Source organism: Stenotrophomonas sp. G4 (genome assembly GCF_003428825.1).
GTDB lineage: Bacteria > Pseudomonadota > Gammaproteobacteria > Xanthomonadales > Xanthomonadaceae > Stenotrophomonas > Stenotrophomonas indicatrix.
The window spans coordinates 3,180,329-3,198,647 of sequence record NZ_CP031741.1 but is presented as its reverse complement, the minus strand read 5'-3'; the positions used below and the strand labels follow the sequence as shown (position 1 = coordinate 3,198,647).

At 67.3% G+C, this 18,319-nt stretch carries 15 protein-coding genes and 1 tRNA gene; 8 read left to right on the top strand and 8 right to left on the bottom strand.

The features are described from left to right. Nucleotides 1–2 precede the first annotated feature (2 nt). The 4 genes from D0Y85_RS14785 to trxA form a co-directional block, all read right to left on the bottom strand. A complete protein-coding gene (locus D0Y85_RS14785) occupies nucleotides 3–455 on the bottom strand; it encodes a DUF4442 domain-containing protein (protein ID WP_032975063.1) in 453 nt (150 codons plus the stop codon). Nucleotides 456–543: 88 nt separating this feature from the next. Further along, nucleotides 544–2,178, bottom strand: coding sequence for a CHASE2 domain-containing protein (locus D0Y85_RS14780; protein ID WP_117310976.1), 1,635 nt, complete (start codon nucleotides 2,176–2,178; stop codon nucleotides 544–546). After that, complete coding sequence (locus tag D0Y85_RS14775) at nucleotides 2,175–3,875, bottom strand: FecR domain-containing protein (protein ID WP_117310975.1); 1,701 nt, start codon at nucleotides 3,873–3,875, stop codon at nucleotides 2,175–2,177. The genes D0Y85_RS14780 and D0Y85_RS14775 overlap by 4 nt, the downstream gene beginning before the upstream one ends. 106 nt (nucleotides 3,876–3,981) lie before the next feature. Next, nucleotides 3,982–4,839: a thioredoxin gene (gene trxA, locus D0Y85_RS14770; RefSeq protein WP_117310974.1), complete on the bottom strand. Its 858-nt coding sequence runs from the start codon at nucleotides 4,837–4,839 to the stop codon at nucleotides 3,982–3,984. 153 nt (nucleotides 4,840–4,992) lie between these two features. On the opposite strand from trxA, the gene D0Y85_RS14765 reads away from it, so the two are divergent. The 8 genes from D0Y85_RS14765 to D0Y85_RS14730 all read left to right on the top strand — a co-directional run bounded on the left by D0Y85_RS14765 (nucleotide 4,993) and on the right by D0Y85_RS14730 (nucleotide 11,887). Next, nucleotides 4,993–5,601, top strand: a complete 609-nt coding sequence (locus D0Y85_RS14765) for a DUF998 domain-containing protein (RefSeq protein WP_117310973.1) — start codon at nucleotides 4,993–4,995, stop codon at nucleotides 5,599–5,601. Nucleotides 5,602–5,706: 105 nt separating this feature from the next. Next, nucleotides 5,707–8,349 carry a leucine--tRNA ligase gene (leuS, locus tag D0Y85_RS14760; RefSeq protein WP_117311945.1) on the top strand — a complete coding sequence of 881 codons (2,643 nt, stop codon included), beginning with the start codon at nucleotides 5,707–5,709 and terminating at the stop codon, nucleotides 8,347–8,349. Between the two features lie 139 nt (nucleotides 8,350–8,488). Continuing rightward, nucleotides 8,489–9,064, top strand: a complete 576-nt coding sequence (lptE, locus tag D0Y85_RS14755; RefSeq protein ID WP_117310972.1) for an LPS assembly lipoprotein LptE — start codon at nucleotides 8,489–8,491, stop codon at nucleotides 9,062–9,064. A gap of 11 nt (nucleotides 9,065–9,075) precedes the next feature. Continuing rightward, nucleotides 9,076–10,113: a DNA polymerase III subunit delta gene (gene holA, locus D0Y85_RS14750; RefSeq protein WP_117310971.1), complete on the top strand. Its 1,038-nt coding sequence runs from the start codon at nucleotides 9,076–9,078 to the stop codon at nucleotides 10,111–10,113. A 3-nt stretch (nucleotides 10,114–10,116) separates the two neighbouring features. Next, on the top strand, nucleotides 10,117–10,782 hold the full coding sequence (gene nadD, locus D0Y85_RS14745) for a nicotinate-nucleotide adenylyltransferase (RefSeq protein ID WP_117310970.1): 666 nt from the start codon (nucleotides 10,117–10,119) through the stop codon (nucleotides 10,780–10,782). A gap of 58 nt (nucleotides 10,783–10,840) precedes the next feature. Then, nucleotides 10,841–11,254 carry a ribosome silencing factor gene (gene rsfS, locus D0Y85_RS14740; protein WP_049467016.1) on the top strand — a complete coding sequence of 138 codons (414 nt, stop codon included), beginning with the start codon at nucleotides 10,841–10,843 and terminating at the stop codon, nucleotides 11,252–11,254. A 63-nt stretch (nucleotides 11,255–11,317) separates the two neighbouring features. After that, nucleotides 11,318–11,788: a 23S rRNA (pseudouridine(1915)-N(3))-methyltransferase RlmH gene (gene rlmH / locus D0Y85_RS14735; protein WP_025879294.1), complete on the top strand. Its 471-nt coding sequence runs from the start codon at nucleotides 11,318–11,320 to the stop codon at nucleotides 11,786–11,788. Between the two features lie 22 nt (nucleotides 11,789–11,810). Continuing rightward, nucleotides 11,811–11,887: transfer RNA gene (locus D0Y85_RS14730), tRNA-Asn, on the top strand. Nucleotides 11,888–12,015: 128 nt separating this feature from the next. Here D0Y85_RS14730 and arcD read toward each other — a convergent pair. The 4 genes from arcD to D0Y85_RS14710 all read right to left on the bottom strand — a co-directional run bounded on the left by arcD (nucleotide 12,016) and on the right by D0Y85_RS14710 (nucleotide 18,189). Beyond that, nucleotides 12,016–13,437, bottom strand: a complete 1,422-nt coding sequence (arcD, locus tag D0Y85_RS14725; protein WP_117311944.1) for an arginine-ornithine antiporter — start codon at nucleotides 13,435–13,437, stop codon at nucleotides 12,016–12,018. 108 nt (nucleotides 13,438–13,545) lie between these two features. Continuing rightward, the gene (locus D0Y85_RS14720) at nucleotides 13,546–16,359 is read right to left on the bottom strand and encodes a TonB-dependent receptor (protein WP_117310969.1); all 2,814 of its coding nucleotides are present in this window, start codon (nucleotides 16,357–16,359) and stop codon (nucleotides 13,546–13,548) included. Between the two features lie 216 nt (nucleotides 16,360–16,575). Continuing rightward, nucleotides 16,576–17,232, bottom strand: a complete 657-nt coding sequence (locus D0Y85_RS14715; protein ID WP_117310968.1) for an energy transducer TonB — start codon at nucleotides 17,230–17,232, stop codon at nucleotides 16,576–16,578. Between the two features lie 219 nt (nucleotides 17,233–17,451). Continuing rightward, on the bottom strand, nucleotides 17,452–18,189 hold the full coding sequence (locus tag D0Y85_RS14710) for an SIMPL domain-containing protein (RefSeq protein WP_117310967.1): 738 nt from the start codon (nucleotides 18,187–18,189) through the stop codon (nucleotides 17,452–17,454). Nucleotides 18,190–18,319: the final 130 nt, after the last annotated feature.

The window sequence follows — 18,319 nt, the reverse complement described above, 5'->3', positions numbered from 1 at the left end:
CTTTACCGTGCGTGTGGCTTCAGGCGCACATAGACCTGCTTGCGTACCTGCGCGACCACCTCGCCAGCTTCGTCGACCACGTCGTTGCTGAACCAGCGCAGCACTTTTTCGCCACCGGCCGCCGCCGTGCGCAGTTCATCCAGCAGGGCGTCGTCGATGCGGAAAGACGTGCGCACCGTTCCACGACCGGGCTTGAGGAAATCGATCGCACCGGCGCGATCCCAGACGTAATAGTCGCGGCCCAGCGTGTGCATCAGGCCCAGCATCCAGAACGGATCGGTCATCGCAAACAGGCTGCCACCGAAGTGGGTGCCGACGTAGTTGCGGTTCCAGGGGCGCAGGCGCAGTTCCACGTCGATCTGCCGGTAGTCCGGGGTGATCCGGGTGACATGGATGCCGGTGAACAGGAACGGTGGCCACAGGTTGATGCCGAAGCGGAACGTGCTGGCTTTCATGCGGGAACCGGGCAGGGGCGGGGCTTCCAGTCTAACCATTCGCATGCGTATGTTGTAGCCTGCAGCGCCCCGGCAGGCCTGCCGGGCGCTACGGCGCGGGCGTGCCGCCGTCGATCACATAGCCGTCGCGGCCATTGTCCTTGGCCCGGTACAGCGCGTTGTCGGCGCCTTCGACGAAATGATGCGGTTGCAGGTCGCCGTCGGGCACACGGGTGTAGACGCCGATGGTCAGGGTGACGCCTGAATTGCTGCCATCGCCGGGCGGCGGCAGGGCGCGGATGCAGGAGATCAGATCTTCGATCACCTGCCGCGCGCCTTCAACCGGGGTGTCGGGCAGCACCAGTGCGAATTCGTCGCCGCCGTAGCGGGCAGCCATGTCGCGCGGGCGCCGGGCATGCGCCTGGATCAGGCGGGCCACTTCGCACAGCACGCGGTCGCCGACCTGGTGGCCATGGCGATCGTTGTGGTGCTTGAAGTGGTCGACATCGATCAGGGCCAGGGTCAGTGGCTTGCCACTGCGGCGCGCCGCATCGCATTCCTGTTGCAGCGACTGTTCGAAGCGCAGGCGGTTGCCCAGCCCGGTCAGCGCATCCCGGTTGGCCTGGCGGTGCCAGGAGGCGATGCGCCAGGTCGCCCACGCCGTCAGCACCAGCACGATGCCGAGCAGCGCGCCGGCCGGAGCCCACCAGAGGCTGCCGGTGCGCAGCAGCAGCCAGCTCAGCAGCGGCGCGGCCGGCAGCGAGCACAGGGCAACCACCCAGGGCAGGCGCAGCCCGAGCAGCAGCACGCACATGGCCACCAGCAGGCCGGCCAGGGCGTCCTGCCAGGCGCGGGGCAACACGTCGATCTGCTTGTCCTGCAGCAGCATCGAGGCGATGTTGGCCTGGTACTCGCTGCCGCTCATCCAGTATTCGCGGGTGGTGGGGGTCAACAGGCGGGTGGCGATGCCGCTGGCCGTCATGCCCACCACGATGCGCCTGCCACGCAGCATCGAGGCATCCACGCGCCCTTCCAGCACATCGGCGTAGGACACCTGCGGCAGGCGTTCCGGTGGCCCGGCATAACGCACGCGCACGTAATCATTGCGGCGCCATTGATAGGGCGAGTCCAGCGCCGGGTCAGGGTCGGGCAGGCCCTGTGCGCGTTGCGGTGGCAGTCCGGTCAAGGCCAGACCGAGTGCCGGCCAGTGTGCCTGGCCGATGCCGGCATGCAGGTAGACCCCGCGGGCGACACCATCGCCGTCGACTTCAACGTCGCTGTGGCCGATGGCGGCAGCGCTGGCGGCAATCAGCGGGATCGGCAGCATTTCCTCGGCCATGCGGTCACCGGCGGCCGGCGCGGCCAGCACCGGCAGCACCACACGGCCATTGCGACGGATCGCCGCTGCCAGCTCGGCATCCTGGCGCGCATCGCGACGGTCGGGCTCGGACAGCATGAGGTCCAGCGCGACGCGCTCGGCACCAGCGTCGGTCAGGCGGTCCAGCAGGCGCGCATGCACCGAGCGCGGCCACGGCCACTGACCCAGCCGCTGCAGGCTGCCCTCGTCGATGGCTACGATCAGCACGCTGGGGTCGGGGCGGTAATCCCAGCTGCCTACCATCAGGTCGTACGCGGTCTCGTCCTGCCGCCACAGCCACTGGCCATGGCTGACCCCCGCTGTCGCTGCACCCGCCAGCAGGGCCAGCAGGATCCGTCGCGACCATGGCAGCGGCGAGCGCCTCACAGCAACAGCCACAGCAGCAGGGCACTGCCGCCGGCGCCGTAGCACAGGCGACACGGCAGCTTGACCTGCTGGGCAGGCGAGAACGGGCCAGCATGGCCGTCGTCATCGATGTACTGCACACGGATGTGCAGCGTGCCGCGCCACGGTCGCTTGAAGCTGACCTGCGGCTGGTCGACGGTGGTATCGAGCAGCGGCGCGCTGAAGTCGCCGCGACGATCGACCTGCACCCGGTAGCGCTGTCCATCGCTTCCCGCCTGCCAGCGCACCGTCAGCTCGCCATTGGCTGCTTCCGGCGGTTGCAGTGCCGGGTCCACGGGCTCATCGGTCAGTTGCAGTGTCATTGCCTGGCCATAGCGACCCTGGTGGCCTTGGTCATCACGCGAGGCGATCCGCCAGTAGTACTGGCCGGGAGGCAGCGGCTGGCCCAGGCGCAGGTCGGTGCTGCCGGTGCTCTGCTCGCGCAGCGGCTGCAGGAACTGTGGCTCGTCGGCCACCTGCAGCACGCTGCTGCTGGCGCCGGGCGCCTGGCTCCAGTGGAAGCGGGGACGGTCGCTGTTGACCGTTTGACCCTGCAGCGGGGAGATGGTCAGCGGTGGTGGCGGCTGGTCGTCGAGGACGAAATCTTCGCTGGCATCCAGGCCTTCCACGCCCTGTGCATCCACCGCGCGCAGCAGCAGGCGCAGCGTTCCTGGCGGCAGCTCGCCGATCACCAGCCGGGTGTCGGTGGTGGTGGTGGCAAACAGCAGGATTTCCGGGGTGGCGGCCTGCACGACTTCCACCCGGTAATGATCGGCACCGGTCACCGGCTCCCACGCCAGCTGTGCCGGCAGGGCTCCCAGGCGGGTCGAATCGGCATGCAGGCGCGGTGCCGGCAGCAGGCCGGAAACCGCTTCGGGCGCCGCTCCGCTGCCCGCGCTGCGGCTGGCCTGGCCGGGGTGCACCAGACGCTGGCCATGCGGGTTGCCGACCTGCACCTTGCCCTCCAGTACCTCGGTGGCACCGGCATGGGCGTCATCGCCGGCACTGACCCGGAACACAGTGCCGCGCACGCTGCTGGTGGCCGTGGGGGCATCGATGATGTAGCGCGAGGCCGGCCCGCGCGCAGGGGTGACCCGGTTGCTGGCGCGCCCCTGCTGCAGGCGCAGGCGGGTATCGACCATGCCGGTGCGGCCATAGCGGCTGAGCTGGTCCAGCCGCAGTCGTGAGTACTCGCGCAGCTGCAACCGCGACGCATCGGCGAATTCCAGGGTGATGCTGGAATCGGCCTTGGTCTGGATCGCATCGCCGATGTGCAGAAGTTCGCCTGCGCGCACCGTGCGGCTGCTGCTGCCATCGGCCGCGCTCAATTCAACCTGCCCTCGCACGGCCAGTACCCGCGCCGGGGCGGGTTCAACGCGCAGCCAGCCGATCGGGAAGCGCAGCAGCTCACCCGGCGGCAGCCGGTATGGATTGTCGATGCGGTTGTGCTGCTGCAGCTGCTGCCAGCCGACGCTGGGCTTCAGATAGGCCGCGCCGAGGTCCCACAGGGTATCGCCGGGGCGGACCCGGTAGTTCCAGTCCTGGGCGCCGGCGATTGCCGGCAACAGGCAGAGGGCACACAGCAGTGTGCGCAGGAAACGCATGATGAAAGACGACGAGCGGCCAACGGTCACGGATAGCTGTCCCGGCAAAGCGGGGGCGCAGCTGCAAGACCCCATGGCCCCGACCTCATCCCCCCGAACGGATCGTGGTGGCCCTGGGGCCACCATCGCGGGCATTATTGCCCGCGTTCAGTGCAGGGATTCTGAACGATGCCGGTCCCGTTCAGAACAGCAGGGAGGCCATCCGGCGCCGCGAACGGCCGACCAGGTCTTCATCGGCGATGACGTTGAACGCATCGATCAGGGTCTTGCGCGGTAGTCCTTCCTGGAAACTGCGGTCGATTCGCAGCATCTCCAGGAACTGTTCCAGCGCAGCTTCGTCCTCGCCGGCCAGCAGCAGCTGCACACCCCGCAGATGGCGTGCCTGCAGATCCTTGCCGTCGGCGGCGATGCGCGCATCCAGCTCCTCGGCGGGCGGGGCATCCTTCAGCGCGGCGGCGAAGGAGAGCCGGGCGCGGCCACGCACGGCGCGGTCGTCGGTGGCCAGGTTGGCGGGCAGGGCATCGATCAGGGTGCCGGCCTCGTCCACGCCGCCGACCTGCAGCAGCGCCAGGGCCAGGTCAAGCTTCAGCTCATCCTTGTCCGGCTCGGCGGCAATCTGCGCGCGCAGCACGTCCACCTGTGCCTGCGGGTCCAGCGGCGCTTCGTCCTCGGCAATGGTGTCGCCGATATCGGCCGGCACGACGCCGTGCTGGGCCAGGAATTCACGCAGCTGGCCTTCCGGCAGGGCGCCGGGGAAGCCGTCCACCAGTTGCCCACCCTTGACCAGGAACACGGTGGGCACCGAACGGATCTGGAAGGCCGCCGCGATCTGCTGTTCCTTGTCCACGTCGACCTTGGCCAGCTCGAAGGCGCCGTTGTATTCGCCGGCCAGCTTCTCCAGCATCGGGCCGAGGGTCTTGCACGGTTCGCACCAGGTCGCCCAGAAATCCACCAGGACCGGCGTCTGCAGCGACTTCTGCAGCACTTCCGCCTCGAAGGTGGCAGTGGTGGCATCGAATACGTAGGTCGTCTCGGTCATGGGGCATCGTTCGGCATCTGGAGACCGATTCTATGGTGACGAACCTTGCCGGTCTCAACCCTGCGGTCCTGCCCACCGTGAAATCGCGTACGGCTTGGCGCAGGTGGCAGCTGCCGTGACAATGGCCTGATGTTCTCCTGAAGAGTGGCTGTAATGTCCGTGGTTCGGCTGGATCGTTGGGTAGGCGTGCTCGCCGCAGCCCTGTTGGTGCTGTCGGTGGCCGGCTTCGGTGCGGCGTTGCCGGACTATTCGCAGGCACTGCACCCGGTGACCTGGCTGGGCGCGCGCGGCATTCCCCATGCGCTGGGCTTCAACCTGCTGGGCCTGGTGCTGCCGGGCGCGCTGGCGGTCGTCGTGGCTGCGCGCCTGCGCCGCCAGCTGCCGGTGGATGCGGCGCTGTCGGCGCGCGTGGGCAGCCAGTTGCTGCTGCTGGCCGGTCTTGCCTTCATCGCGATGGGCCTGCTGCCGCTGGATTTCGAGGACCAGATGGACATGCAGGGCCCAGCCAGCAGGCTGCACGCCAGCGTGTGGATGGTCTGGGCACTGGCCTTTGTCGCCGGCAGCGTGATGCTGGGGGCGGCGCGGCTGCGGCATTCCGGCGGGCGCAGGCTGGGCCTGCTGGCGCTGGCCTGCGGAATCGGTGCCGGTCTGCTGGCGTTCGGCCTGCCGGGGGTGCTGCCGGCGGCGCTGGCACAGCGGTTGGCTTTTGCCTGCTGGGCGCTGTGGCTGGCCTTGGCCCTGCCTCTGTCGCGCGGGCGCTGAGACGCTTCCCGCTGCCACGCCGCGCGCCGGTCCGGCAGGCAGGATTGGAGCCATTTGCCGCACTGCGGTACGCTGTACCGCTTTGCCGCCGCAACCGCGTGTTACATGACCAGCGTCGAACCCAACGTTTACGATCCGCAGCAGGTTGAATCCGCCGCCCAGCAGTACTGGGATGCTACCCGTGCCTTCGAGGTCGATGAAGCCTCGGACAAGCCGAAGTACTACTGCCTGTCGATGCTTCCGTATCCGTCCGGTGCGCTGCACATGGGCCACGTACGCAACTACACGATCGGCGACGTGATCAGCCGCTACAAGCGCATGACCGGCCACAACGTCCTGCAGCCGATGGGCTGGGACGCGTTCGGCCTGCCGGCGGAAAACGCCGCGATCAAGAACAAGACCGCGCCGGCCGCCTGGACCTACAAGAACATCGACCACATGCGCAGCCAGCTGCAGTCGCTGGGCTATGCCATCGACTGGTCGCGCGAGTTCGCCACCTGCCGCCCGGACTACTACGTCCACGAGCAGCGCATGTTCACCCGCCTGATGCGCAAGGGCCTGGCCTACCGCCGCAACGCGGTGGTGAACTGGGACCCGGTCGACCAGACCGTGCTGGCCAACGAGCAGGTCATCGACGGCCGTGGCTGGCGCTCCGGCGCGCTGGTGGAAAAGCGCGAGATCCCGCAGTGGTTCCTGCGCATCACCGACTATGCCCAGGAACTGCTGGACGGCCTGGATGAGCTGGACGGCTGGCCGGAATCGGTCAAGACCATGCAGCGCAACTGGATCGGCCGCTCCGAAGGCCTGGAAATCCAGTTCGACGTGCGTGATGTCGATGGCACTGCACTGGATCCGCTGCGCGTGTTCACCACCCGTCCGGATACCGTGATGGGCGTGACCTTCGTGTCGATCGCGGCCGAACACCCGCTGGCCCTGCATGCGGCGAAGAACAATCCGGAACTGGCTGCGCTGCTGTCGGAGATGAAGCAGGGCGGCGTATCGGAGGCCGAGCTGGAGACCCAGGAAAAGCGCGGCATGGATACCGGCCTGCGCGCCATCCATCCGGTCACCGGCGAGAAGGTGCCGGTGTGGGTCGCCAACTTCGTGCTGATGGGCTACGGCACCGGTGCGGTGATGGCCGTTCCCGGCCATGACCAGCGCGACAACGAAGTGGCCAACAAGTACGGCCTGCCGATCGTGCAGGTCATTGCCCTGAAGGACCCGCGCAACGACGACGAGCGCAACTGGGATGGCACGCGCTGGCAGGACTGGTACAGCGACAAGAGCCGCCAGACCGAGCTGGTCAATTCGGCCGAGTTCGACGGCCTGGACTTCCAGGGCGCCTTCGAAGCGCTGGCCGAGCGTTTCGAGCGCAAGGCCCAGGGCCAGCGCCGCGTGAACTACCGTCTGCGCGACTGGGGCGTGAGCCGCCAGCGCTACTGGGGTTGCCCGATCCCGGTGATCTACTGCGACAAGTGTGGCGCGGTGCCGGTGCCGGAAGACCAGCTGCCGGTGGTGCTGCCCGAAGACGTGGCGTTCGCCGGTACCGGCTCGCCGATCAAGACCGATCCGGAATGGCGCAAGACCACCTGCCCGGACTGCGGCGGCGCGGCCGAGCGTGAGACCGACACCTTCGACACCTTCATGGAGTCGAGCTGGTACTACGCCCGCTACACCTCGCCGGGCGCCCGCGATGCGGTCGACAAGCGTGGCAACTACTGGCTGCCGGTGGACCAGTACATCGGTGGCATCGAGCACGCGATCCTGCACCTGATGTATTTCCGCTTCTACCACAAGCTGCTGCGCGACGCGCGGATGGTGGACAGCAACGAGCCGGCGCGGAACCTGCTGTGCCAGGGCATGGTGATCGCCGAGACCTACTACCGCCCGAACCCGGACGGCTCGAAGGACTGGATCAACCCGGCCGATGTGGAAGTGCAGCGCGATGAGCGCGGCCGGATCACCGGCGCCACCCTGATCGCCGACGGTCAGCCGGTGGTGGTCGGTGGTACCGAGAAGATGTCCAAGTCGAAGAACAACGGCGTGGACCCGCAGGCGATGGTCGGCAAGTACGGTGCCGACACCGTGCGCCTGTTCTCGATGTTCGCTGCACCGCCGGAACAGTCGCTGGAATGGAACGAAGCCGGCGTGGACGGCATGGCCCGCTTCCTGCGTCGCCTCTGGGCACAGGTGCACAAGCATGCTGCCGACGGCGCCGCACCGGCGCTGGACGCGGCCGCGCTGGATGCCGGCCAGAAGGCGCTGCGCCGCAAGACCCACGAGACCATCGGCAAGGTCGGTGACGACTACGGCCGCCGCCACAGCTTCAACACCGCCATTGCCGCCGTGATGGAGCTGATGAACGCACTGGCCAGGTTCGAGGACGGCAGCGAGCAGGGGCGTGCCGTGCGCCAGGAAGCGCTGCAGGCCATCGTGCTGCTGCTCAACCCGATCACCCCGCACGCCAGCCATGCCCTGTGGCAGGTGCTGGGCCATGGCGAAACGCTGCTGGAAGACATCGCCTTCCCCGTGGCGGACGAGAAGGCCCTCGTTCGCGATGCGCTGACCCTGGCCGTACAGGTCAATGGCAAGCTGCGTGGCACGATCGAGGTCGCCGCCGATGCCGCGCGTGAACAGGTTGAAGCGCTGGCGCTGGCCGAGCCGAACGCGGCCAGGTTCCTGGAAGGCCTGGTGGTGCGCAAGATCATCATCGTCCCCGGCAAGATCGTGAACATCGTCGCTGCCTGATGTACCTGGCACCGGCCGCCATCGTGGCGGTCGGTGCGTTGTCGCCACGCCGGGCACGCCCGGCCGATGGCCCTGCGTTCACGCGGCCTCGGGCACCCTGTCTGTTGCCGTGATCGCCCGGCTCCGCCAGACTGTCTCCATGACCCGAATCCTGCTTGCCCTCGTTCTCGTCCTCGGCCTCGCCGGCTGCGGTTTCCACCTGCGCAACAAGCTGATGCTGCCGACCGACACGGCGCCGGTGAAGGTGGTCTCCACCGCGCCCTACAGCGAACTGGTCAAGCTGTTGAACCGCAGCCTGCTGGCATCCGGTGCGCGCTTGGCCGATGAGGACAGCGAGGGCCCCAATGCCCAGCTGCAGGTGCTGTCCGAGCGCTGGGGCGACCTGCCCATCGCGATCGACTCGCAGGGCCGCGCGCAGGAATACAGCCTGCGCTATGCGGTGATCTTCATCTTCCGCCGCGAAGACGGCAGCGAGCTGGTGCCGCAGCAGGTGATCGAACTGTCGCGCGACTACGTGTCGCCGCCGACCGACGCTACCGGTACCACCACCGAACGCGAGATCCTGGCCGATGAACTGCGCCGGGAAATGTCTGCTTCGATCATCCGCCGCATCGACAGCGTGGTCCGCGCCGAACTGGAAAAGGGCGGCAGCCTGTCGGCGCCGAAGCCGGTCGAGCACGATCCGGTCGAGCCCGCACCCGCCGTCCAGCGCTGAGCCGGCGCCCGATGGAACTGCGACCGGAACAGTTGGCCGGGCAGGGCGCTGACACGGCGCTGGCGCCGGTCTACCTGATCGCCGGTCCGGAAACGCTGCGTGTGCTGGAGGCAGCTGACGCCGTGCGCGCCCGTGCACGCGCGGCCGGCATCGACGAGCGCGAAGTGTTCGATGCCGATGGCCGTGATTTCGACTGGAACCAGCTCGACGCCAGCTTCAATGCCCCCAGCCTGTTCAGTGCCCGCCGCCTGGTGGAAGTGCGCCTGCCCAGCGGCAAGCCGGGCAAGGACGGCGGTGAGGTGATCAGCCGGTTCTGCGCCAACCCGGCGCCGGACGTGATCCTGATGATCACCGCCAACGAATGGAGCAAGGCGCACCAGGGCAAATGGGCCGAGGCGGTGAACCGCGTCGGCGTGCTGTCGGTGGCCTGGGCCATCAAGCCACATGAGCTGTCGGACTGGATCGAACGGCGCCTGCGCAGCAGGGGCCTGCGCGCCGAGGCGGCCGCTGTGCAGCGCCTGGCCGAGCGCGTGGAAGGCAACCTGCTGGCGGCTGCGCAGGAGATCGACAAGCTCGTATTGCTGGCCGACGGCCAGACCCTGGACGTGGAACGGATGGAGTCGCTGGTGGCCGATGCTGCCCGCTACGACGTGTTCCGGCTGGTGGAAGCCACCTTCTCCGGCCAGCCCCAGGCGGTATTGAGGATGCTGGCCGGGTTGCGCGGCGAAGGCGAGGCCGTCGCCGCGCTGATGCCGATCGTGATCCGTGAGCTGTTGGCCGGTGCCGGCCTGGCACGGGTACAGGCACGTGGCGGCAATCTGGCGGCGGAGATGAAATCCCGCGGTATCTGGGAATCGCGGCAGGCGCCCTACAAGCGCGCGCTGCAGCGGCATCCGGAAGGCAAGCGCTGGGAGCGTTTCGTGGCCGAAGCAGGGCTGGTTGACCGCATCGCCAAGGGCCGCGCAGACGGCGATGCCTGGCTTGCACTTGAGCGCCTGCTGGTGGCGGTGGCCGAAGCGCGTGCGGTGCGGCTGCTCGCCCGGGCCTGATCCATGAGCCTGCGGATCTATTACGGGGGCACCTTCGACCCGGTGCATCTGGGCCACCTGGCAATCGCGCGCGCCGCACGCGATGAGCTGCAGGTGGCGGTGCGCATGTTGCCTGCCGCCGATCCGCCGCATCGGCCAGCGCCCGGCGCCAACGCCGAACAACGCTGCACCATGCTCGGCCTGGCCATCGGCGATGAGCCGGGCCTGCTGCTGGACCGGCGCGAACTGGATCGGGCCGAGCACTTCCCTGGCCGACCGTCCTATACCGTCGACACCCTGCGCGACCTGCGTGCCGAACTGGGCCCCAGCCGCCCGCTGGCGTGGTTGGTGGGGGCCGACAGCCTGCTGGGCCTGCCCAGCTGGCACGAATGGCAGGCGCTGTTCGGTCTGGCCCATTTCATCGTTGCCGAGCGGCCCGGCAGCCCGCTGCGGGCCAGTGTCGACGGCGCGCTGGGCCAGGCCACCGAGGGGCGCTGGGCCGACAACGAGCAGGCCCTGTTCACCAGCCCGGCCGGCCGCATCCTGCGCCTGCACCATCCGTTGCGGGTGGAATCGGCCAGTGCCGTGCGCGCCCAGATCGCTGCGGGCGGCCCCTGGCGGGCCATGCTGGCACCGGCGGTGGCCGACTACGTTTCTGGCCACGGCCTGTACCGCTCCCGCACCTCGTGAATACGGTTGCCGCGCTGTGCCCGTATAATCGCCCCCACGTTTATCGAGTCGACCCGCTTTGAGCAACCAGACCCAGCCCCAGACCATCAAGGTCGATCTGCCCAGCCCGCCGCCCTCCGTGCCGGAACTGCTGGCCAGCGTCCGTCAAGCCACCGAAGACCTGAAGGCCAAGGACCCGGTCGAGATCGACGTACGCGGCAAGTCCAGCGTCGCCGACTACATGGTGGTCGTGTCGGGTACTTCGACCCGCCATGTGAAGTCCATCGCCGACGAAGTGGTGCGCTTTGCCAAGAACATCGACGTCATGCCGCTGGGTGTTGAAGGCGAGCGTGAAGCCGAATGGGTGCTGGTCGACCTGGGCGACGTCATCGTGCACGTGATGCTGCCGCGCGTGCGCGAGTTCTATGCGCTCGAGCGCCTGTGGACCGTTGGCGACCAGCCGCCGTCCCATGAAGACGACGAAGTGGCCTGAGCCATTCGTTGATGCGGTTTTCGACGGCGCCGATGGCGCCGTCGACGTTTTGGAGGAATGTGGATGAAAGCCCGCCTGATCGCCACCGGCGAACGCGCGCCCAGCTGGGTGGCGCAGGGGTTTGCCGAGTACCAGAAGCGGCTCTCGCACTGGCTGCCCTTCGAGCTGGTAGAGATCGAGCCCGGCCTGCGTGGCAAAGGTCGCGATGCACGCCGCGCCACCGAGGACGAGGGCAAGCGGGTGATCGCTGCGTTGCCGAAGAATGCCTATGTCGTTGCGCTGGACGTACCGGGCCGCCAGCTCAGTTCCGAACAGCTGGCGCAGCGCCTGGAACACTGGCGTGGACAGGGCAGGGACCTGGCGTTCCTGATCGGCGGCCCGGAAGGGCACTCGCCGGAAGTGTCTGCGCTGGCCGACGAAAAGTGGTCGATCGGCCCGCTGACGCTGCCGCACATGCTGGTGCGGCTGGTGGTGGCCGAGCAGTTGTATCGCGCTGCTGCGATGTTGGCCAATCACCCCTACCATCGCGCGTGAAGAGTCGTTATACTGGCGGTCTGCCCGAATAGCTCAGCCGGTTAGAGCACTTGACTGTTAATCAGGGGGTCGTTGGTTCGAGTCCAACTTCGGGCGCCACATTCAAGAGGCCTGCATCGCAAGATGCAGGCCTTTTTTGTTGCGTCGTGCCGTGCAATCGCGTGCGGCGGTAGATCCACGCCATGCCTGGATGCATGGCGCGAGATCCTCCGACAACAGACACGGCACTACAGGGTCAGCGCGCCACGGGCGAACGCCACCAGCGTAGCAATCGCCACCACCAGGATCGCGCCGAACAACACCCCTTCCCAGCGGGTGAAAACCCGCTCGCCACGCTGGCGCCGGGTCAATGCGTACAGCACTACGCCTGGCACATACAGCAGTACCGACAGCAGCAGGTTGTCCATGCCACCGGCATACACCAGCCACAACGCATAGGCGCTGGCCAGCAGCGCGACGATGAAGTCGCGCCAGCGGGCGCCGGCCGCGCTGGCGTAGGCCGCGCCCTGCCAGGCCAGCTTCACGCCGAATGCGCTGGACAGGAAGTACGGCACCAGGCTCATCGACGCCGCCAGCAGCACCAGGCTGGTGTAGCTGCCCGAATTGAACAGCACCAGCAGCAGGAACAACTGGATCAGGCCATTGCTCAACCACAGCGCATTGGCGGGCACGCCGCGCGCATTCTCGCGGCCGAGAAAGGCCGGCATCGTGCCATCGCCAGCGGCGGCAAACAGCACTTCGGCGCACAGCAGCACCCACGCCAGCAGCGCGCCCAGCACCGAGATGATCGAGCCGATGATGATCACCGTCGCGCCCCATTCGCCAACGATCGCGCGCAGCACATAGGCCATCGAGGGATTGGGCAGGCCGGCCAGTTCGGCCTGCGACAGCACGCCCATCGACAGCAGGCTGACCAGCACCAGCAGCAGCCACACGCCGATGAAGCCGATCACGGTGGCGCGGCCGACATCGGCGCGTCGTGCCGCGCGCCGCGAATAGATGCTGGCACCTTCAATGCCGATGAATACCCACACGGTGACCAGCATCATCCCGCGCAGCTGCTGGCCCATGTCGCCCAGCGCGGGAGCGCCGAAGAAGTCGGCGCGGAACACGTCCATGCGGAATGCGCCGGCCGCCAGGATCAGGAACAGCGTGATCGGCACCAGCTTGGCCACGGTGACCAGGCCATTGATGATTGCCGCGGTGCGCAGGCCGCGCAGCACCAGCAGGTGCACGGTCCACAGCAACAGCGACGATGCGGCGATGGCGGCCGGTGTATTGCCTTCGCCGAACACCGGTGCGAAGTGGCCGAGACCGCTGAAGATCAGTACGAAGAAACTGGCGTTGCCCAGTACCGAAGCGACCCAGTAGCCCCACGCGGCGGAGAATCCGATGTAGTTGCCGAAGCCTTCGCGCGCATACGCATAGATACCGGTGTCCAGGTCGGGGCGGCGATTGGCCAGGGCCTGGAACACGAAGGCAAGCATCAGCATGCCGGCGCCGCTTACCGCCCAGCCGATCAGCGCGGCGGCTGGGCCGGCACTGCGCGCCACGTTCTGCGGCAGCGAGAAGATGCCGGCGCCGACCATCGAGCCGACCACCAGTGCGGTCAGTGCAGCCAGGCCAAGGCGTTGGTTGGAAGAGGGCATCAGGCGCGGCGCAGGTGTCGGGATGCCCATGATGGACGCTGCCGCGTGTGGAAAAAAGCAAAGGCCCGGGCGTGAGCCCGGGCCTTTGCATTGAATCGCCTTCGAGGATCAGTTGAAGGTGTACTTGGCACCGACGGTGAAGTAACGGCCAATCGCACCGCTGAAGTGCAGCGGGTTGTAGTTGACCGCGCCGTAGGTGGTCGGGTCGAGCGGGGCGATGCGGTCGAACACGTTCTGCACCGAGGCGTTGAGCTCGAAGGCTTCGGTGATGTTCCAGCGGCCGGACAGGTCGAAGGTGGTGAACGAGGAGATCTTCTCCACCGGCGTGCCGTCTTCATAGAACGCCAGGTAGTCGCCACCGCGGCGATCCTTGTTGTCCATGCTGTCGATGTAGTTGACCACGCCGCTGATGCTCCACGGCCCTTGCTTCCAGGTGGTGCCGAAGTTGATCTTGTCCTGCGGGGTGCCGATGCAGTTGGTCACATCGCAGTTGCCGTGGGTACCGACGTAGTCGACGGTGGTGTCACCCTCGGTACGCTCGAACTTCAGGATGTGGCTCCACTGCAGGTCCATTTCCAGCTGGCCCGGACCGAGGTCGAAGGTCTGGCGCACGTCGGTGTCGATGCCGCGGACACGCGAGGAGTTGGCGTTCACATACTGGGTATTCACCGCCAGGATGGTGCCGCTGTTGGCCACACCGCCGATGTTGTTGCTGTCGCGCAGCACGTTGCCGGCAGCGATCGCATCGGCGGTGCTGCCCTGGGCGATTTCATTGGTGCGCTTGATCTCCCACGCGTCCACGGTCAGCGAGGTACTGGACGTGGGCTGCAGGACGATACCTACCGAGTAGCTCTTGGACTCTTCCGGCTTCAGGCCCGAGTTGGGGCGGGTGATGATGGCCACCGAGCGTGCGGTGCACTCGTTGTCCGGATCGATGGCGCAGCGCACCGGATCGCGGGCGTTGGAGAAGGCGGCCAGGCCACCGTCGCCGTTTTCGGCCGGGTTGGGGGCGCGGAAGCCTTCGGCGTAGCTGGCACGCAGCGCGATCCAGTCGGCCGGAGTGAACTTCACGCCGAGCTTCGGCGTGGCCTTGCCTTCGCCGCTCTCGTACTTGTCATAGCGCAGCGCTGCCGAAAGTTCCAGCTGCTCCAGCACGGGGGCCGACAGTTCGACGTAGCCGGCGTACACGTTCTGGGTGCCGTCATAGGCGGAATAGCCCAGGCCGATGATGTCACCCTGGTCGGTATAGGTCTGCGGAGTCAGGCTGTTGCTGGTCTTGCGCCATTCGGTGCCGAACGCCAGGCCCAGCGGACCACCCTTCAGGTCCATCAGGCTGCGCGACATGGTGAAGTCGAACATGTCCAGGCTGGACTTGGCGCGGGCACTGATGGTCGGCGAGATGTAGTCGTACAGCGCCTGCGAGTTCTGGCTGGCGTTGTCACCGATGCGCCAGACGCCGCCGGCGCAGTTCGGGTTGCCCAGTGCACAGAGCACGGAACTGTAGCGCAGGAAGCCGGTGCGCTTGTTGGTCAGGTCGGTGCCCGAGTGCAGGTAGGCGGTGTCGTAGCTCCACTCGCCCCAGTTGCCTTTCACACCCACCAGGAAACGGTTGAACTCATTGGTGTTGTTGGTTACACGCGGACCGACATCCCAGGCCGAGTAACGCAGGCGCGATGCTTGGCCGGGAATCGGATTGTCCGGGTGGCTCGGGCTGAGCACCACCGCACCAGGGCCGCTGCTGGCATTGACCGGGCCGCCGGGGTAGCCCCAGCCACCGGATGTGCCGGAGGGCGTATTGTTGAAGATGGTTTCCTTCTTGGAGTAGCCGATCTCGGTATAGACCTCGCCGCCTTCACCGAAGGCAAAGCTGGCGCGGCCGAACACGTTCACATACTTCTCTTCCGGGCTCAGGTCGCGGTACTGCTGTGCCGGATCCCACAGGCAGCCCTGGGCCTGCGCGGTAGCGTCGGTCTGGCCGGGAATGGTGGTCAGGCCAGCACAGCCGGGCAGGGCCACCAGGAAGGCCGGATTGTCATCATCCACGTTGCGGTCGTCGAACACCGAACCGTTCGGGCCAGTGCCGCCGGCAGTGCCGCCGGACAGATAGGCGCCGCCAAGGAACTGCGCGTCAGCAGCGTCGTAGCCCCAGCGACGGATATCGCCGGTGCCGATCCACTTGCGGTTCTTGCGGTCACTGATCTTGATGGCATCGGACTTGCCGACGTCCAGGCTGAAAAATGCATTCCAGCCATCGGTGGCCAGATCGCCAGTACCGGCGGTCAGGGTGGCCTTCTTGGCATCGCCATCGCCGTCGCCGGAAATGCCGTAGGAGCCGCGCAGGATCGCGCCCTGGAAGTCGCTGCGCAGGATGATGTTGACCACGCCGGCGATGGCATCGGAACCATAGATCGCCGAGGCGCCGTCCTTCAGCACTTCCACGCGCTCGACAGCGTCGAGGGGAATGGTGCTGAGGTCGGTGAACACCTTCTGGCCGTCATCGGCCAGACCGTAGGTCGCCATGCGGCGGCCGTTCAACAGCACCAGCGTGGAGCCGGCACCCAGACCGCGCAGCGAAATGCCCGCGCCGCCACCGGCGAAGCCGTTGCCGAAGGTCTTGGGGATGGAGCCGGCGCCATCGGCAGTCAGAGTCTGCAGGTACTCGGCCACCGTAGTCTTGCCGGTGCGATCGATTTCCTGGCGGGTCACCACCTGCACCGGCGACGGTGTCTCGGTGTTGGTGCGCGGGATGTTCGAACCGGTGACGGTGATCCGGTCAAGGTTGGTGGCCTGTTCCTGCGCGAAAGCAGAAGAGGAAGCCAGGGCACCGGCGAGCAGCAGGGCGCCGCCGGTGAGGATATGGGTGATGGATGTTGCCAGGTGGTTGCGGCGGCGGCTGGCGGGCCGTTGGATCGGGTGTTTCACAGCTTCTCTCCTGACTGGAAAACTCGAGCATTGAGGGCCGTCTCCGGTGTGTCCCGGGACGCGTCAATCTAGGTTTCCGGCAGGTGACGGAGGTGTGAAGTTCTACTGAATTCGTAACGGTTTTCCAACGAAGTTCAAATAACCGGGCAGATTGGCCCTGTTCCGGCCCATTAACCGTTGTGACCGGCCCGGCGATTTGCCGGGCCGGTCCGTGGCTCAGTCGGGCAGGGAGAACTGCACGGGCACCATGCCGATGGCGGGAACGGCCATGCCATCACGCTCGGCCGGCACGAAACGCCAGTGCCGCAGCACCTGCTGGCGGGCGGCCTGGTCCAGGCTGCGCGAGCCGCTGCTGCGTTCGATGCTGACGTTCACCGGCTGACCGCTGGGGTCCACCTCCACCCGCAGCAGCACCGTGCCCTGTTCGTGATTGCGCAGGGCCTGGATCGGGTAGCTGGGCGGTGGGTTGCTGCGGTACTGCAGCTGGGCGCCGGCCAGCGGCGTGGACGGGGCAATGGTCGGCGCAGCCTGCACTGCGGTCGGCTCGGCCGCCGGCAGGATGATGCCCTGGGCCTCCTCGACGGTCGCGGTGGGCGTCGGCAGCGGTGCGGGCACCGTCGTGGCCTGCCGCTTGTGCATCACCTCCACCTTTTCAGGGTCGGTCGGCACCGGCAGCGGCTCGATCGGCTTGGGCTCTTCCCTGGGAATGAACCGTACCGTGGTCTGATCGCGCGGCAGCGCGGTGATGGCCTGGTAGGTCGCCGGGATCAGCAACAACAGGAACGCGAGCAGATGCAGGGCGATGGCCGCACTCCAGGCGGCAACGCGGGCGGGATCGAAGTGCAGGGGTACTACGGGATACGTACGAACCATGGTCCACCTCCATGCCAGTGTCGAAGTCCTCAACGCACCAGGGCCGCCATCGGGGTTGCCGCACGCGGCTGGCAGTCAATCATTAGCGTGCCGCCTCCACCACTGCCTAGAGGCAGGGGCGGCAGCGTTGAGCTGCCCTTCATGTAACGCTGCCGGCACGGCGGTGGTGGAAACGAAAACGGCGCCCCGCAGGGCGCCGTCGGTTGAACGGAAGGCGCCTCAGCGGCCCAGTTCGAACACCACGTCCAGGTTCACCGAGACGGTCGACTCGCCCGGGGCGACCGGCGTGGCCTTGTCCATTGCCATGCCGGCGGCCTGCGCACGCATCATCGGCATCGGGCGGAAACCGCCACCGGCGTTCTCGGAAATGCTGACAATGCGGCGCACCTGCAGGCCAAGCGAGTTGGCATAGGTCTGCGCACGGGCCTGGGCCTTCTTCAGCGCCGCCAGGCGCGCTTCGTCATAGACCGGCTCGGGCTGGTCAATCTCGAACTGCGGGCCGTTGATCTGGTTGGCGCCCTGCGCGGCCAGCGCGTCCAGCACCTTGCCCAGCTTGGCGATGTCGCGGACCTTCAGGCTGACGGTGTTGCTGGCCTGGTAGCCGGTGATCTTCGGGGCTTCGTTGTCGGCATAGCGGTACTGCGGGTTGAGGCTGACGCCGCTGGTCTGCACGTCGCGCTCGGCGATGCCGGCGGCCTTGATCGCAGCCAGCACCTTGTCCATCTGCTGGGCGTTCTGGCGCATGGCGCTGTTGCCGTCGGCGGCCTGGGTGACCACACCGGCCGACAGCGAGGCCACATCCGGCACGCGTGTGGCTTCGGCGTTGGCCGAGATGTTCAGCAGGGTGCCTTCGGCCGCGGCGGCGATCGACGGCGACGACGGGGCGGCATGGGCGGTCATCGAAGCTCCAAGAGCGAGGGACAGGGCAAGCAGCAGCGGGGTGGCGGTGCGGCGCATGGGATCTCCTTGTTGTGGCGGTGAGGGTGGTGTCGTAGCGATGAACGCGTTGTGAGTCCGTTCGGGGTTGCAGGCGCCCAGGGAGGATTGTCCGACGATTCAGGTACCGGCGTCAGGTTATGCTGTGTCG

Bases quoted from the DNA above. Each gene is read 5' to 3' on its own strand.
- D0Y85_RS14785 (WP_032975063.1), bottom strand. From the start codon at position 455: ATGAAAGCCAGCACGTTCCGCTTCGGCATCAACCTGTGGCCACCGTTC.
- D0Y85_RS14775 (WP_117310975.1), bottom strand. From the start codon at position 3,875: ATGGGGTCTTGCAGCTGCGCCCCCGCTTTGCCGGGACAGCTATCCGTG.
- trxA (WP_117310974.1), bottom strand. From the start codon at position 4,839: ATGACCGAGACGACCTACGTATTCGATGCCACCACTGCCACCTTCGAG.
- D0Y85_RS14765 (WP_117310973.1), top strand. From the start codon at position 4,993: ATGTCCGTGGTTCGGCTGGATCGTTGGGTAGGCGTGCTCGCCGCAGCC.
- leuS (WP_117311945.1), top strand. From the start codon at position 5,707: ATGACCAGCGTCGAACCCAACGTTTACGATCCGCAGCAGGTTGAATCC.
- lptE (WP_117310972.1), top strand. From the start codon at position 8,489: ATGACCCGAATCCTGCTTGCCCTCGTTCTCGTCCTCGGCCTCGCCGGC.
- holA (WP_117310971.1), top strand. From the start codon at position 9,076: ATGGAACTGCGACCGGAACAGTTGGCCGGGCAGGGCGCTGACACGGCG.
- nadD (WP_117310970.1), top strand. From the start codon at position 10,117: ATGAGCCTGCGGATCTATTACGGGGGCACCTTCGACCCGGTGCATCTG.
- rlmH (WP_025879294.1), top strand. From the start codon at position 11,318: ATGAAAGCCCGCCTGATCGCCACCGGCGAACGCGCGCCCAGCTGGGTG.
- arcD (WP_117311944.1), bottom strand. From the start codon at position 13,437: ATGCCCTCTTCCAACCAACGCCTTGGCCTGGCTGCACTGACCGCACTG.
- D0Y85_RS14715 (WP_117310968.1), bottom strand. From the start codon at position 17,232: ATGGTTCGTACGTATCCCGTAGTACCCCTGCACTTCGATCCCGCCCGC.
- D0Y85_RS14710 (WP_117310967.1), bottom strand. From the start codon at position 18,189: ATGCGCCGCACCGCCACCCCGCTGCTGCTTGCCCTGTCCCTCGCTCTT.